Source organism: Microbacterium sp. CFBP 8794, from assembly GCF_014841235.1.
Classification (GTDB): domain Bacteria; phylum Actinomycetota; class Actinomycetes; order Actinomycetales; family Microbacteriaceae; genus Microbacterium.
Genome location: NZ_JACYTT010000001.1, coordinates 579,517 through 592,443, shown reverse-complemented (window position 1 = coordinate 592,443; position 12,927 = coordinate 579,517). Strand labels below are relative to the sequence as shown.

At 66.2% G+C, this 12,927-nt stretch carries 12 protein-coding genes and 2 tRNA genes; 4 read left to right on the top strand and 10 right to left on the bottom strand.

The window, feature by feature from the left end:
- Position 1 precedes the first annotated feature (1 nt).
- The 10 genes from IFU19_RS02675 to dnaA form a co-directional block, all read right to left on the bottom strand.
- Positions 2–433, bottom strand: a complete 432-nt coding sequence (locus IFU19_RS02675; protein ID WP_192012857.1) for an NUDIX hydrolase — start codon at positions 431–433, stop codon at positions 2–4.
- A gap of 102 nt (positions 434–535) precedes the next feature.
- Positions 536–608 (bottom strand) — tRNA-Ala (locus IFU19_RS02670).
- A gap of 14 nt (positions 609–622) precedes the next feature.
- Positions 623–696 (bottom strand) — tRNA-Ile (locus IFU19_RS02665).
- Positions 697–764: 68 nt separating this feature from the next.
- Complete coding sequence (locus tag IFU19_RS02660; protein ID WP_055832316.1) at positions 765–1,169, bottom strand: DUF3566 domain-containing protein; 405 nt, start codon at positions 1,167–1,169, stop codon at positions 765–767.
- Positions 1,166–3,796, bottom strand: a complete 2,631-nt coding sequence (gene gyrA, locus IFU19_RS02655; RefSeq protein WP_192012856.1) for a DNA gyrase subunit A — start codon at positions 3,794–3,796, stop codon at positions 1,166–1,168. The genes IFU19_RS02660 and gyrA overlap by 4 nt, the downstream gene beginning before the upstream one ends.
- Positions 3,797–3,849: 53 nt before the next feature.
- Positions 3,850–5,883, bottom strand: coding sequence for a DNA topoisomerase (ATP-hydrolyzing) subunit B (gene gyrB / locus IFU19_RS02650; RefSeq protein ID WP_055832321.1), 2,034 nt, complete (start codon positions 5,881–5,883; stop codon positions 3,850–3,852).
- Between the two features lie 119 nt (positions 5,884–6,002).
- Complete coding sequence (locus IFU19_RS02645; protein ID WP_055832323.1) at positions 6,003–6,491, bottom strand: DUF721 domain-containing protein; 489 nt, start codon at positions 6,489–6,491, stop codon at positions 6,003–6,005.
- Complete coding sequence (gene recF, locus IFU19_RS02640; protein WP_192012855.1) at positions 6,484–7,638, bottom strand: DNA replication/repair protein RecF; 1,155 nt, start codon at positions 7,636–7,638, stop codon at positions 6,484–6,486. The genes IFU19_RS02645 and recF overlap by 8 nt, the downstream gene beginning before the upstream one ends.
- Positions 7,639–7,685: 47 nt before the next feature.
- Positions 7,686–8,837 carry a DNA polymerase III subunit beta gene (dnaN, locus tag IFU19_RS02635; protein ID WP_055832327.1) on the bottom strand — a complete coding sequence of 384 codons (1,152 nt, stop codon included), beginning with the start codon at positions 8,835–8,837 and terminating at the stop codon, positions 7,686–7,688.
- 449 nt (positions 8,838–9,286) lie between these two features.
- Positions 9,287–10,591 carry a chromosomal replication initiator protein DnaA gene (gene dnaA / locus IFU19_RS02630; RefSeq protein WP_432734282.1) on the bottom strand — a complete coding sequence of 435 codons (1,305 nt, stop codon included), beginning with the start codon at positions 10,589–10,591 and terminating at the stop codon, positions 9,287–9,289.
- Between the two features lie 417 nt (positions 10,592–11,008).
- Here dnaA and rpmH point away from each other — a divergent pair, with 417 nt between their 5' ends.
- From rpmH to yidC, 4 genes are read left to right on the top strand one after another with little or no spacing between them, the layout of a single operon-like run.
- Complete coding sequence (gene rpmH, locus IFU19_RS02625) at positions 11,009–11,146, top strand: 50S ribosomal protein L34 (RefSeq protein WP_013584598.1); 138 nt, start codon at positions 11,009–11,011, stop codon at positions 11,144–11,146.
- An 8-nt stretch (positions 11,147–11,154) separates the two neighbouring features.
- Complete coding sequence (gene rnpA, locus IFU19_RS02620; RefSeq protein WP_055935199.1) at positions 11,155–11,493, top strand: ribonuclease P protein component; 339 nt, start codon at positions 11,155–11,157, stop codon at positions 11,491–11,493.
- Positions 11,490–11,846: a membrane protein insertion efficiency factor YidD gene (yidD, locus tag IFU19_RS02615; RefSeq protein WP_055832332.1), complete on the top strand. Its 357-nt coding sequence runs from the start codon at positions 11,490–11,492 to the stop codon at positions 11,844–11,846. Before rnpA ends, yidD begins: the two co-directional genes overlap by 4 nt.
- A gap of 2 nt (positions 11,847–11,848) precedes the next feature.
- Positions 11,849–12,922, top strand: a complete 1,074-nt coding sequence (yidC, locus tag IFU19_RS02610) for a membrane protein insertase YidC (protein ID WP_156458668.1) — start codon at positions 11,849–11,851, stop codon at positions 12,920–12,922.
- Positions 12,923–12,927 lie beyond the last annotated feature (5 nt).

The window sequence follows — 12,927 nt, the reverse complement described above, 5'->3', positions numbered from 1 at the left end:
CTCACGGCCGAGCGAGGCCCGCCATCCGGAACGCCACGTCGACCAGCTGCACGCGCCGCAGCTTGCGGGCGGTCGGCAGGGTGAACCACTCCGCCCGGTCGGTGGAGCCGTCGACCTCGTTGCGCAGGTGCCCGCCCACGACGTGCGCGCGGTAGACGATCCGCAGGGCGTGGAGGGGTCCGGTCTTCCCCTCGGCGGCGCGCGACTCGGCCGGGATGACCCGCGAATGGATGCCGAGAAGCTCGTCGATGCCGACCCGGTACCCGGTCTCTTCTCGCACCTCGCGGCGTACGGCGCTCACGGGGTCCTCACCGTCTTCCAGACCGCCGCCCGGCAGCGTCCACGCCGCGCGTCGCCCGTGCACCCAGTGGGCGAGCAGCACGCGGTCTTCGGCGTCGGTGATGACGGCGTACGCGGCGACCCGCATGTCCATGACCGAACTCTAGCGAAGCGGGGGAGGCCGCACGTCTCGGCGCGAGCGGCGCGGCCGGAAACGAGAAGAGCCGGTCCTGATGGACCGGCTCTTGCATCGTTGTGGAGCCTAGGAGATTCGAACTCCTGACATCCTGCTTGCAAAGCAGGCGCTCTACCAGCTGAGCTAAGGCCCCGTGAGGGAGAAGGGTGGGGCTACCAGGACTTGAACCTGGGACCTCTTCATTATCAGTGAAGCGCTCTAACCGCCTGAGCTATAGCCCCGTCTCGGTGACGTGATCACGTCAACCTCGAAGACTTTACCGGATCACCGAGGTTTTTCCGAATCGACGTCAGTTCGACGTGAAGCCGACGAGCAGACCGCCCGTGACCTTGACGGCGAGGTTGTAGATCCCCGCCATGACGGCGCCCAGAACGGTGACCACGACGAGGTTGAGGATCGCCACGATGGCCGCGAAAGCCATGACCTGCGGCAGTCCGACGTACTGCGAGAGCGTCGCCCCGCCATCGGTGAAGCTCGTGAAGAACTCATCGAGCTTCGTGATGAGGCCGGTCGCCGACACCACCAGGTAGATCAAGAAGTACGACACGACCGTGACGATGGCCAGAGCCACCGCTGCCAGGAACGACAGCTTCACGGCCGACCAGAAGTCGATGTACACCAGGCGCAGACGCACCTGCTTGGCAGGGGTCTTGTGAGTCGACTTCTTGGCGAGTTTGTCGGCTACCGTGCTCATGCGTCAGTACTTTCCTCGGGGGTCTCGGGAGCGGAGGCATCGGCCTCGTCCGCAGGGGATGCGGCGGGCTCCGTGGTTGTCTCCGTCGTCTCGGCAAGGTTGCGCTCGGCGTTGCGCGCGATGGCGATGATGCGGTCATCGCCTCCGGCGCGGGCGAAAACGACACCCATCGTGTCGCGTCCCTTGGCGGGCACCTCGGCCACGGCAGAGCGTACCACCTTGCCACTGGCAAGAACCACAAGGACCTCGTCGCCCTCGGACACCATCATTCCGCCCGCGAGGGTGCCGCGATCGTCGGTCAGACGCGCGACCTTGATGCCCAGACCGCCGCGATTCTGCATGCGGTATTCGGTCACGGCGGTGCGCTTGGCGTAGCCGCCCTCGGTGACGACGAAGACGAACTCGTCATCCTGGGCGACCGATGCCGAGAGCAGACTGTCGCCCTCTCGGAACTCCATGCCCTTCACACCCGAGGTCGAACGACCCATCGGGCGCAGGGTGCTGTCGGTGGCCGAGAACCGCAGCGACATGCCGAGGCGGCTGATGAGCAGGATGTCGTCTCCCTCGTCGACCAGCATCGCGCTCACGAGCTCGTCGGCGGCGCCCTGCTCGGCCTCGTCACCCTCTTCGGCGACCTGACCGCGCAGCTTGATCGCGATCACACCGCCCTGACGGTTGGTGTCGTACTCTGCGAGCCGGGTCTTCTTGACCAGACCGCCGCGTGTGGCCAGGACGAGATAGGTCGACACCGAGTAGTCGCGGATGTCGAGGATCTGGGCGATCTCTTCGTCGGGCTGAAGCGCGAGCAGGTTCGCGACGTGCTGGCCCTTCGCATCGCGACCGGCCTCGGGCACCTCGTACGCCTTGGAGCGGTACACACGGCCCTTGTCCGTGAAGAACAGCAGCCAGTGGTGCGTCGTCGTGACGAAGAAGTGCTCGACGACGTCGTCGGCGCGCAGCTGCGCACCCTTCACGCCCTTGCCGCCGCGGTGCTGCGAGCGGTAGTTGTCGCTGCGCGTGCGCTTGATGTAGCCGTCGCGCGTGACGGTGACGACCATCTCCTCCTCGGCGATGAGGTCTTCGATCGACACGTCACCGTCGAACCCGTGCAGGATCTCGGTGCGGCGGTCATCGCCGAAGCGGTCCGTGATCGCGGTGAGCTCGTCGCGGATGATCGTGCGCTGACGCGCGGGCGTGGCGAGGATGTCGTTGTAGTCGGCGATGCGGGCTTCGAGCTCGGTCGCTTCGTCGACGATCTTCTGCCGCTCGAGCGCCGCGAGGCGGCGGAGCTGCATGTCGAGGATCGCCTGCGCCTGCACATCGTCGATGTCGAGGAGCTTCTGCAGGCCCTCGTTGGCATCCTGTGCCGTCGGCGAGCGACGGATGAGCGCGATGACGTCGTCGAGGGCGTCGAGTGCCTTGAGGTAGCCGCGCAGGATGTGCATGCGCTCTTCGGCCTTGCGCAGGCGGTACTGCGTGCGGCGCACGATGACCTCGACCTGGTGGTCGATCCACAGGCTGATGAAGCCGTCGAGCGCGAGCGTGCGCGGCACACCGTCGACGATCGCCAGCATGTTCGCGCCGAAGTTCTCTTGCAGCTGGGTGTGCTTGTAGAGGTTGTTCAGCACGACCTTCGCGACGGCGTCGCGCTTGAGCACGACGACCAGGCGCTGACCGGTACGGCCCGAGCTCTCGTCGCGGATGTCGGCCACGCCAGTGATCTTGCCCTCGCGAGCGAGGTCGCCGATCTTGACCGCGACGTTGTCGGGGTTGACCTGGTACGGCAGCTCGGTGATCACCAGGCACGTACGGCCCTGGATCTCTTCGATGTTGACCACGGCGCGCATCGTGATCGAGCCGCGACCGGTGCGGTAGGCCTCTTTGATGCCGCGCGTACCGAGGATCTGCGCGCGGGTCGGGAAGTCGGGGCCCGGGATGCGCTCCATGAGCGCTTCGAGCAGCTCCTCGCGAGTGGCATCCGGGTTCTCGAGAGCCCACAGCGCGCCGGCCGAGACCTCACGCAGGTTGTGCGGCGGGATGTTCGTCGCCATGCCGACCGCGATGCCGACTGAGCCGTTCACGAGCAGGTTCGGGAACCGCGCCGGCAGGACCGTCGGCTCCTGCGTCTGGCCGTCGTAATTGTCCTGGAAGTCGACGGTCTCTTCTTCGATGTCGCGCACCATCTCGAGCGCGAGGGGTGACATCTTCGTCTCGGTGTACCGGGGCGCGGCCGCTCCCTGGTTTCCAGGCGAACCGAAGTTGCCCTGTCCGAGTGCGAGCGGGTACCGCAGCGACCACGGCTGCACCAGACGCACGAGGGCGTCGTAGATGGGGGCGTCGCCGTGGGGGTGGTAGTGCCCCATGACCTCGCCCACCACGCGGGCGCACTTCGAGAACGACTTGTCGGGGCGGAATCCCCCGTCGTACATGCCGTAGATCACACGGCGGTGCACAGGCTTGAGGCCGTCACGCACATCGGGCAGCGCACGGCCGACGATGACGCTCATCGCATAGTCGAGATAGCTCCGCTGCATCTCGAGCTGCAGGTCGACCTGGTCGATCCTGCCGTGGTCGTGGGCGGGCTCGGCGCGGACGTCGTCGGGCTCGGGAGTGGAGTCGTCAGCCATGTCTTCTCAGTTTCGTAGTGCGTCGTCGTCGATCGTCGTCGTGCCGGACGAGATCAGATGTCGAGGAAGCGGACGTCTTTGGCGTTGCGCTGGATGAAGCTGCGGCGCGATTCGACGTCTTCGCCCATGAGGACCGAGAAGATCTCGTCGGCCGCGGCCGCGTCGTCGATCGTGACCTGCTTCAGCGTGCGCGTCTGCGGGTCCATCGTGGTCTCCCACAGCTCGTGATCGTTCATCTCACCGAGACCCTTGTACCGCTGGATGCCGTTGTCCTTGGGGATGCGGCGACCGGAGGCCTGACCGTCGATCAGCATCGCGTCGCGCTCACGGTCGCTGTACGCGTACTCGTGCGCGTGGTTCGACCACTTCAGGCGGTACAGCGGCGGCTGCGCGAGGTAGACGTAGCCGGCCTCGATGAGCCCACGCATGTAGCGGAAGAGCAGCGTCAGCAGCAGCGTCGTGATGTGCTGACCGTCGACGTCGGCATCGGCCATGAGCACGATCTTGTGGTACCGCGCCTTGGTCATGTCGAAGTCTTCGCCGATGCCCGTGCCGAAGGCCTGGATCATCGCCTGCACTTCTTTGTTGCCCAGCGCGCGGTCCAGGCGGGCGCGCTCGACGTTGAGGATCTTGCCGCGCAGCGCCAGGATCGCCTGTGTGTGGGGGTCGCGACCCTGAACGGCCGACCCACCGGCCGAGTCGCCCTCGACGAGGAAGATCTCGCTGATCGACGGATCCTTCGACGTGCAGTCCTTGAGCTTGTCGGGCATCGCCGCCGACTCGAACACGCTCTTGCGACGCGCGGTCTCGCGCGCCTTTCGCGCGGCGAGGCGGGCGGTGGCCGCGTCGAACGCCTTGCGGATGATGTTCTTGGCCTGGGTGGGGTTGCGGTCGAACCAGTCGCCGAGCTTGTCGCCGACGACCTTCTGCACGAATGCCTTGGCCTCGGTGTTGCCGAGCTTGGTCTTGGTCTGACCCTCGAACTGCGGCTCCGACAGCTTCACCGAGATCACGGCGGTGAGACCCTCGCGGATGTCGTCGCCCGTCAGGTTGTCGTCTTTTTCCTTCAGCAGGTTGTTCGCCCGCGCGTAGCGGTTCACGAGAGTGGTCAGCGCCGCGCGGAAACCCTCCTCGTGCGTTCCGCCCTCGTGCGTGTTGATGGTGTTCGCGTAGGTGAAGACGTTCTCGGTGTACGCCGTCGTCCACTGCATCGCGAGCTCGAGTGCGATGTGGCGGTCGGTGTCTTCGGACTCGACCTCGATGATCACGTCGTTGACGACGTCGGCCTTGCGCACGCGATTGAGGTGCTCGACGTAGTCGACCAGGCCGCGCTCGTACAGGAACGAGTCGTGGCGGCCCTGGGTGACCTCTGCTCCGGGGTCGCCCTCGGTCACGACCGCGTCGGGCCGCTCGTCGCGCAGGCTGATGCGCAGGCCCTTGTTCAGGAACGCCATCTGCTGGAACCGCGTCCGCAGGGTGTCGTAGTCGAAGTCGACGGTGTCGAAGATGGTCGCATCGGGCCAGAACGTGATGGTCGTCCCGGTCTTGTCGCTCTCTTCGCCCTTCGCGAGAGGGGCGAGGGGAGTACCGCCGTCGCGGAACGACTGACGCCACACGTGTCCCTGACGCTGCACCTCGACCTCGAGACGCGTCGACAGCGCGTTCACGACCGACGAGCCCACGCCGTGCAGGCCGCCCGAGACGGCGTAGCCACCGCCACCGAACTTTCCACCGGCGTGCAGCACGGTGAGCACGACCTCGACCGTCGACTTGCCCTCGGTGCGGTGCATGTCGACCGGGATGCCGCGACCGTTGTCGATCACGCGGACGGCTCCGTCGCTCATGATCGTGACGTCGATCGTGTCGCAGTAGCCGGCCAGGGCCTCGTCGACGGAGTTGTCGACGATCTCTTGCACGAGGTGGTGCAGACCCCGCTCACCGGTGGAGCCGATGTACATGCCGGGGCGCTTACGGACGGCCTCGAGACCCTCGAGCACCTGGATGGCGTCTGCCCCGTACTCGTTGGGAACCTTGGTCGATGCGACGGGAGGTTCCTCGGAAACGCTGTCGGGGTTTTCGGACGTCATGGGTACGTGCGCTCCAGATCGGTTCGTCGGAAGCTCCATCCTACCGCGTGGGGCTCGCGAAAATGGCGTGTACGCCCCTACACGGCGATAAATCGGACCGAGGCGGGATCGACCATGGCCTAGCCGTAGGTATCGCGCGGACCGCGGCCTGGAACGGCTCTGGGGCCCCATTTCCAAGAGGGGACGTCCGGCCCTACGAACCGGATGGCTTCGACCCCCGCGTCGGGGAAGCGTCGGATGATCTCCGAGAGGATGTGCGCGCGCATCAACTGGAGCTGCTTCGCCCACGCCGTCGAATCGGCCTGGACCGTGAGCGTGCCGGCATCCAGAGCCACCGGGCGGGTATGCGCCGCCGTCTCGGCACCGGCGACCTCGTCCCACTTGCGCACGAGGTCCTCTCGCGACAGCTGGGGCTCCCAGCCCGCCGATCGAGTGAGGCCCGACAGCACATCGCCGAGTCCCCGGGGATCACGGCCCGGCGTGAACGGTGCGTTCTCGCCGTCGTCCACCCGGCGCCGACGCTTCTTCTTGCGATACGGCGAGGGCTCGAGTCCGCGCAGCCGCAGGTACGTCGCCACCGTCTCGGGCAGCTCGCCCTCGTCACTCATCACCGGGCTCACGGATCTGACCGGCTTCGACCCGCACGACGTGGGCGCGCAGCTCGGGCGGGACGTCTTCTTCGACGGCCGACGTCACGATGACCTGTTCGTAGCCCGCCGCGAACTCGGCCAGGCGGGCGCGGCGCCCGGTGTCAAGCTCGGCGAAGACGTCGTCGAGGATCAACACGGGGTCTCCGAGCCGTGACTCGGCACGCAGGAGCTCGGCCGAGGCGAGTCGGAGCGCCAACGCGATCGACCAGGATTCGCCGTGCGAGGCGTAGCCCTTCACCGGGAGGCCGCGCACCTCGAGTACGAGGTCGTCGCGGTGCGGGCCGACCAGGGTGAGTCCGCGCTCGAGTTCGGCCGAACGGCGTGCGGCCAGCGAGGCTCGGAACTGCTCTGCCAGAGGAAGGGCCGAGCCCGCGGTCTCGATGGCGTCGTCTTCTTCGGGGTCGCCCCCGCCCACCGACAGCGCCCACGTGAGCCGTGGTCGGTGGTCGTCGCCCGCGATGGCCTCGTAGGCGTGCGCCACGGGCTGGGAGAGGGCGGATGCCAGCGCGATGCGCGCTTCGATCACCTCGGTGCCCAGGGTGACGAGCTTGTCGTCCCATACGTCGAGGGTGCTGAGGGCGTCGCCGCGCACCCCGCGGGCGCGCGCCGATTTCAGCAGGGCGCTGCGCTGCCGCAGGACGCGGTCGTAGTCGCCCAACACCGCGGCCATGCGAGGAGTCCGTTGCACGATGAGCTGGTCGGCGAACCGACGCCGAGCGGACGGGTCACCGCGCACGATCTGCAGATCTTCGGGGGCGAACAGCACCACCTGCGCGTACCGGGGCAACTCCGAGGTGCGGACGTTGACGCCGTTGACCCGAGCCTTGTTCGCACCCTGGCGGTTGAGCTGGAGCTCGAGGAGCACCGTGCGCTCACCGTGTGCCAGACGAGCGCGCACGATCGCGGCATCCGTTCCGTCGCGCACCATCGGTGCGTCGTGAGACACGCGGTGCGAGCCGAGCATGGCGAGGTAGGCGACCGCCTCGACCAGGTTCGTCTTGCCCTGCCCGTTGCGACCGATGAAGACGTTCGCGCCCGCGGAGAGCGAGACATCGGCGACCGCGTAATTGCGGAAGTCCTTCAGTCCGAGCTGCTCCACGATCACCGAGTCAGACTACCCGTCGCCTCCGACACGACGACCGGAGCCCGATCTCAGCGCAGGAGCAGGTTCGGCTGGAGAAGGTACTTGAACGAGCCCTCGCCGCCCTTGTCGACCGAGGTCTGCGGGGTGACCAGCACGGGACTGAGCTTGTTCGCGTTGTCGCTCGAGGTGAACGTGATGCGCGTGAACTCGCTGCGAACGGCACCGAGCGACTCGAGCAGGTACTGGGGGTTGAGGCCCAGGGTGACCTCGTCGCCGACGAGGGTGGCGTCGACCGACTCGGTCGCGCGCGCCTGCTCGGTGCCGGAGGCATCCATCGAGACGCCCTCGGGACCGAAGGTGAAGCGCAGCGGAGCGGAGCGGTCGAGGACGAGCGCCACGCGGCGCACCGCCTCGGCGAGCTCGGCGGTGTTGACCACGCTGTGGTGCTCGGTCTGCGCGGGGAACAAGCGGCGCACGGGGGGGAAGTTGCCCTTGATGAGCAGCGAGGTCACCGTCTTGTTGCCGGACGAGAACGCGATGATCTCGCGATCTCCCGAGCCCGAGAAGGCGATCGAGATGTCGCCGGCGTGCGCGAAGGTCTTGCCGACCTCCTGCAGCGTGCGGGCCGGCACCAGGGCCGACGTGGGTTCGTCTGAGGCCGCCGAACCGCCGTCCCAGGGGATCTCGCGCAGGGCCACGCGGTAGCGGTCGGTGGCGACGAGGCTCAGGCGGGTGCCCGTGACCTCGAGCTGCACGCCGGTGAGCACCGGGGTCACGTCGTCGCGCGAGGCGGCGAAGGCGACCTGTGCGATGGCCGTGGCGAACTCGTCGGCCGGGACGAGGCCCGATTCTCCACTCACTTCGGGGATCGCCGGGTACTCCTGCACGGGCATGGAGGCGAGAGTGAATCGTGCGGAGCCGCAGGTGAGCAGGATGCCGCCGTCGTCGTCGACGGTGATCTGGATCGGAGCGTTGGGGAGCCGGCTGGCGATGTCGTTCAGAAGTCGGCCGTGCACCAGGATCGTGCCCGGCTCGTCGACGGTGGCTTCGATGGTGGTGCGCGCGGAGGCTTCGTAGTCGAAGGCGGCGAGGGTCAGACCCTGGTCCCCGGCCTCGATGAGCACACCGGCCAGGATCGGCTGCGGGTTTCGCTGGGGCAGGAGCTTGACCACGAACGAGACGGCTTCGCTGAACACATCACGATTGACGTGGAACTTCACGGATGCTCCCTTGATGGCGGGTACGGCTTACCCATGCTAGCCCCACGCTTCCGGCGAGCCGACGACGGACCTGGCACGGCAAGGTCATCGAATCTCTCTTAACAAAGGGAAAAGGATCTTCATCTTGTTAACCACTGTGGAGACTGTGGATAACTTCCGACATGCGTGTTAACAGCTGGGAACTACACCGTTGTTAACTGTGGACGCGCTGCGGACAGCCTGGGCAGTTAACAGCGACGCGAGGGAGTGCGGTCGAGCCCTCCTCCACAGGCAAGCCCCGTTCGTACACAAGTCATCCGCAGCAAATCAGAGTTATCCACAGGTTTTCCACACTGTGTAGAACTGTGTCGGGAACCACTCGTACGGAGGCGTGTGCGCGATTTTCCGGACCGAAAACGCGCGAAGGGCTCGCCCACGATGGTGGACGAGCCCTGACGGGAGAGGAGCGCTCAGCGCATACGGCCGAGCTGGCTGGTGATCTCCGACACCTGGTTGAAGATGGAGCGGCGCTCCTTCATGAGGTCGCTGATTTTCTTGTAGGCGTACATGACGGTGGTGTGATCGCGGTTTCCGAAGAGCTGCCCGATCTTCGGCAGTGACAGGCTCGTGCGCTCGCGGCACAGGTACATCGCGATCTGTCGAGCCGTGGCGACGGCCTGCGAACGGCTCGAGCCGTAGAGGTCGTCGACCGACAGCTTGAAGTACTGCGCCGTCGCCGTGATGATGTCGGTCGGCGAGATGACGTTGGCATCGTCTTGATCGATGATGTCGCGAAGCACGGTCTGGGCCAGCGACATGTCGAGCGTCGACCTGTTCAAGCTGGCGAAGGCCGAGACGCGGATCAGCGCCCCTTCGAGCTCACGGATGTTCGACGAGACGACGGTGGCGATGTACTCCAACACGTCGTCGGGAATCAGCAGTCGCTCGCTCTGCGCCTTCTTCCGCAGAATCGCGATGCGCGTTTCCAGGTCGGGGGCCTGCACATCGGTGATGAGTCCCCACTCGAAGCGACTGCGCATGCGGTCTTCGAATCCGGTCAACTGCTTCGGCGGCAGGTCGCTGGTGATCACGACCTGCTTGTCGTGGTCGTGGAGCGTGTTGAAGGTGTGGAAGAAGGCTTCCTGCGTCTCGGCACGACCCTGGAGGAACTGGATGTCGTCGATCAGCAGGATGTCGACTTCGCGGTACCGCGCCTGGAACGCCGAGCCGCGGTTGTTCGCGATCGAGTTGATGAAGTCGTTCGTGAACTCCTCACTCGAGACGTACCGCACGCGGATGCCCGCGTACATGCTGGCCGCGTAGTCGCCGATGGCATGGAGGAGGTGCGTCTTGCCGAGGCCGGAGTCGCCGTAGATGAACAGCGGGTTGTACGCCTTGGCCGGTGCTTCGGCGACCGCGACGGCAGCGGCGTGCGCGAAACGGTTCGACTGCCCGATGACGAAATTGTCGAAGGTGTACTTCGGGTTCAGGCGGGTGTCGTTCCGAGACGCCGGCACGATCGGCTCCGGTGCCTGTTCGATGACGGCCGCGTGCACAGAGACGGCGGGGCCGGATGACGACGGCCGGTCATCGTCACGGGACGAGGTGCGGTGGGATTCGACGAGGTCGGGATTGACCACGACGCGGAAGGTGCCCACTTCCGGGTCACTCCCCTGCACCTGAGCGAGCGCTTCGAGGATCGACGCGCGCATGCGTTTGTTGAACTGCGCCGCGGTCAGGTCGTTGGGGACGTCGAGGTAGAGGGTCCCGCCCATCACACCCTGCGGCACCGCCAGATTGAGGAAGCCGTGCAGCTGCGGGGTGACCCGATCGTCGGTGAGAAGATGGTCTAGCACGGCGGACCAGACGGGAACATCCGGTACTTCGTGCAGAGACATATCCCCTCCGGGATCTAGACGCGACGGCGATCGACGAGTCGCGTCGAACCTGTGGATAACTCCGGGGGCCACGCTAGTTCGCGGCTCTCGAGGAGCAAAATCCACTGTAAGTCCCGGCCGCGTGTCTTTGCCACGCTTGTGGACGGAGCCTGGGGATAATGAGCGGTCGGCTTCCCAGTTTGAGTTAACGCCCCGCTCGACGTAGCCTTAGTCGGTTGACTTATGCCTATACGGCAGTCCCGACCCCCGTCCCCGGCAGAAGAGCATCGGGCGACATCACCTCCGGAGTGACCCATGAGCAAGCGCACCTTCCAGCCCAACAACCGCCGCCGCGCCAAGAAGCACGGCTTCCGTGCCCGCATGCGCACCCGCGCCGGCCGCGGCATCCTCGCGGCGCGTCGCGCCAAGGGCCGCACCGAGCTTTCGGCCTGACCCACCAGGTGCTCGCGAAGCCGAACCGACTCACCCGCGGATCGGACTACAAAACCACAGTCCGACGGGGTTCTCGTTGTGCCGGAGCGCACACCGTGACCTACGTCGGATCGTCGGCTGAGAGTGGTTCGCCTCGCTTCGGCTTCATCGTGAGCCGACAGGTCGGCTCCGCCGTCACCCGCAACACCATTCGCCGCCGCCTTAAAGCGGTGTGCGCCGAGGCGCTCCCGTCCATCAACGGGGGCGCCTCTATCGTCATCCGCGCTCTGCCGTCCGCGGCGACCGTGGATTACGCGACACTTCGCGCCGATGTGGTGCGGTGTCTGCAACGCAAGGCCGTCGCATGAGTGCGTCGACACTGCCGACATCGGCCACCGGGGCCGGTCGCCTGGCACCGGACGCCGTCCTGGCATCCCTCCCCCTCCTCCCCCGGAATGCAGGGCTCGCCCTGCTGCACGCGTATCGAGCGACGATCTCGCACGTCTACGGCGACGTGTGCAAGTACTACCCGTCATGCTCCGCCTATTCGGTGGGAGCGGTGCAACAACACGGACTCGTCAAGGGCGTCGCGTTCACCGCGGCCCGTCTCGCACGCTGTCATCCCTGGGCTCAGGGGGGCATCGACGATGTCCGTCCGCACCGCGCCTTCCGCCACGAACTCACTCCGCACGGTTTCGTCGTGCCTTCCCGAAAGGACTGATCGTGCAATTCGATCTCATTGGGACCCTTCTCTGGCCCCTCAAGTGGGCTGTCGAGCTCGTACTCGTCGGTTGGCATTCCCTGTTCACGGCGTTCGGCATGGCTCCCGCCGCCGGCATCACCTGGGTGCTGTCGATCGTCGGACTCGTGCTCATCGTGCGCGCGGCCCTCATCCCGCTCTTCGTCAAGCAGATCAAGAGCCAGCGCAAGATGATGGAGATCGCTCCCGAGCTGCGCAAGGTGCAGGAGAAGTACCGCGGTAAGAAGGACCAGCTCTCTCGCGAGGCCATGAGCCGCGAGACCATGGCGCTGTACAAGAAGCACGGCACGACGCCGGTGTCGAGCTGCCTGCCGCTCCTGGTGCAGATGCCGATCTTCTTCGCGCTCTTCAGCGTTCTGAACGACGTCTCCAAGCACGCCGCGAGCGGCGTCGGCGGTGTCGGACTGCTCACCCCCGAGCTGACGACCGAGTTCTACGACGCGCGCCTGTTCGACGTGGCATCCATGCACGTCAACCTCGTCACCGCATGGGGTCAGGCCGACGGCCAGGTCACCGTCGCCATCCTGCTGACGCTCGTGGTGCTCATGATCGGGTCGCAGTTCTTCACGCAGCTGCAGATCATCTCGAAGAACCTGTCGCCCGAGGCCAAGACCGGTCAGGCGTACCAGATGCAGAAGATCATGCTGTACATCCTGCCGCTGGCCTTCATCTTCTCGGGTGTCTTCTTCCCGCTCGGTGTCGTCATCTACTGGTTCGTCAGCAACCTGTGGACGATGGTCCAGCAGTTCGTGGTCATCCGCGAGATGCCCACACCCGGATCTGACGCGGCCAAGGCTCGTGAGGAGCGTCTCGCGCGCAAGGGGAAGGCCATCGATGCGACCGGAAAGGTCGTTCCGATCGAGAAGTACCAGGCCGAGCAGCAGCGTCTTCTCGAAGAGGCCGAGCGTGTGCGTGCAGCGCAGCCCAAGCGGCAGCAGCCCGTGGGCAAGCAGCGCGCCAAGAAGCAGCAGACCACGAAGAACACCGGTACGGCGAGCGGATCGGCCGGCACGCCCGGCTCGTCCCCCGCGCCCTGACGACC

What these genes read in the sequence shown, in the direction of transcription:
- rpmH (WP_013584598.1), top strand. Translation starts at nt 11,009, where the DNA reads ATGAGCAAGCGCACCTTCCAGCCCAACAACCGCCGCCGCGCCAAGAAG.
- IFU19_RS02645 (WP_055832323.1), bottom strand. Translation starts at nt 6,491, where the DNA reads ATGAGTGACGAGGGCGAGCTGCCCGAGACGGTGGCGACGTACCTGCGG.
- IFU19_RS02660 (WP_055832316.1), bottom strand. Translation starts at nt 1,169, where the DNA reads ATGAGCACGGTAGCCGACAAACTCGCCAAGAAGTCGACTCACAAGACC.
- gyrB (WP_055832321.1), bottom strand. Translation starts at nt 5,883, where the DNA reads ATGACGTCCGAAAACCCCGACAGCGTTTCCGAGGAACCTCCCGTCGCA.
- IFU19_RS02675 (WP_192012857.1), bottom strand. Translation starts at nt 433, where the DNA reads ATGGACATGCGGGTCGCCGCGTACGCCGTCATCACCGACGCCGAAGAC.
- gyrA (WP_192012856.1), bottom strand. Translation starts at nt 3,796, where the DNA reads ATGGCTGACGACTCCACTCCCGAGCCCGACGACGTCCGCGCCGAGCCC.
- dnaA (WP_432734282.1), bottom strand. Translation starts at nt 10,591, where the DNA reads ATGGGCGGGACCCTCTACCTCGACGTCCCCAACGACCTGACCGCGGCG.
- yidD (WP_055832332.1), top strand. Translation starts at nt 11,490, where the DNA reads ATGAGTGCGTCGACACTGCCGACATCGGCCACCGGGGCCGGTCGCCTG.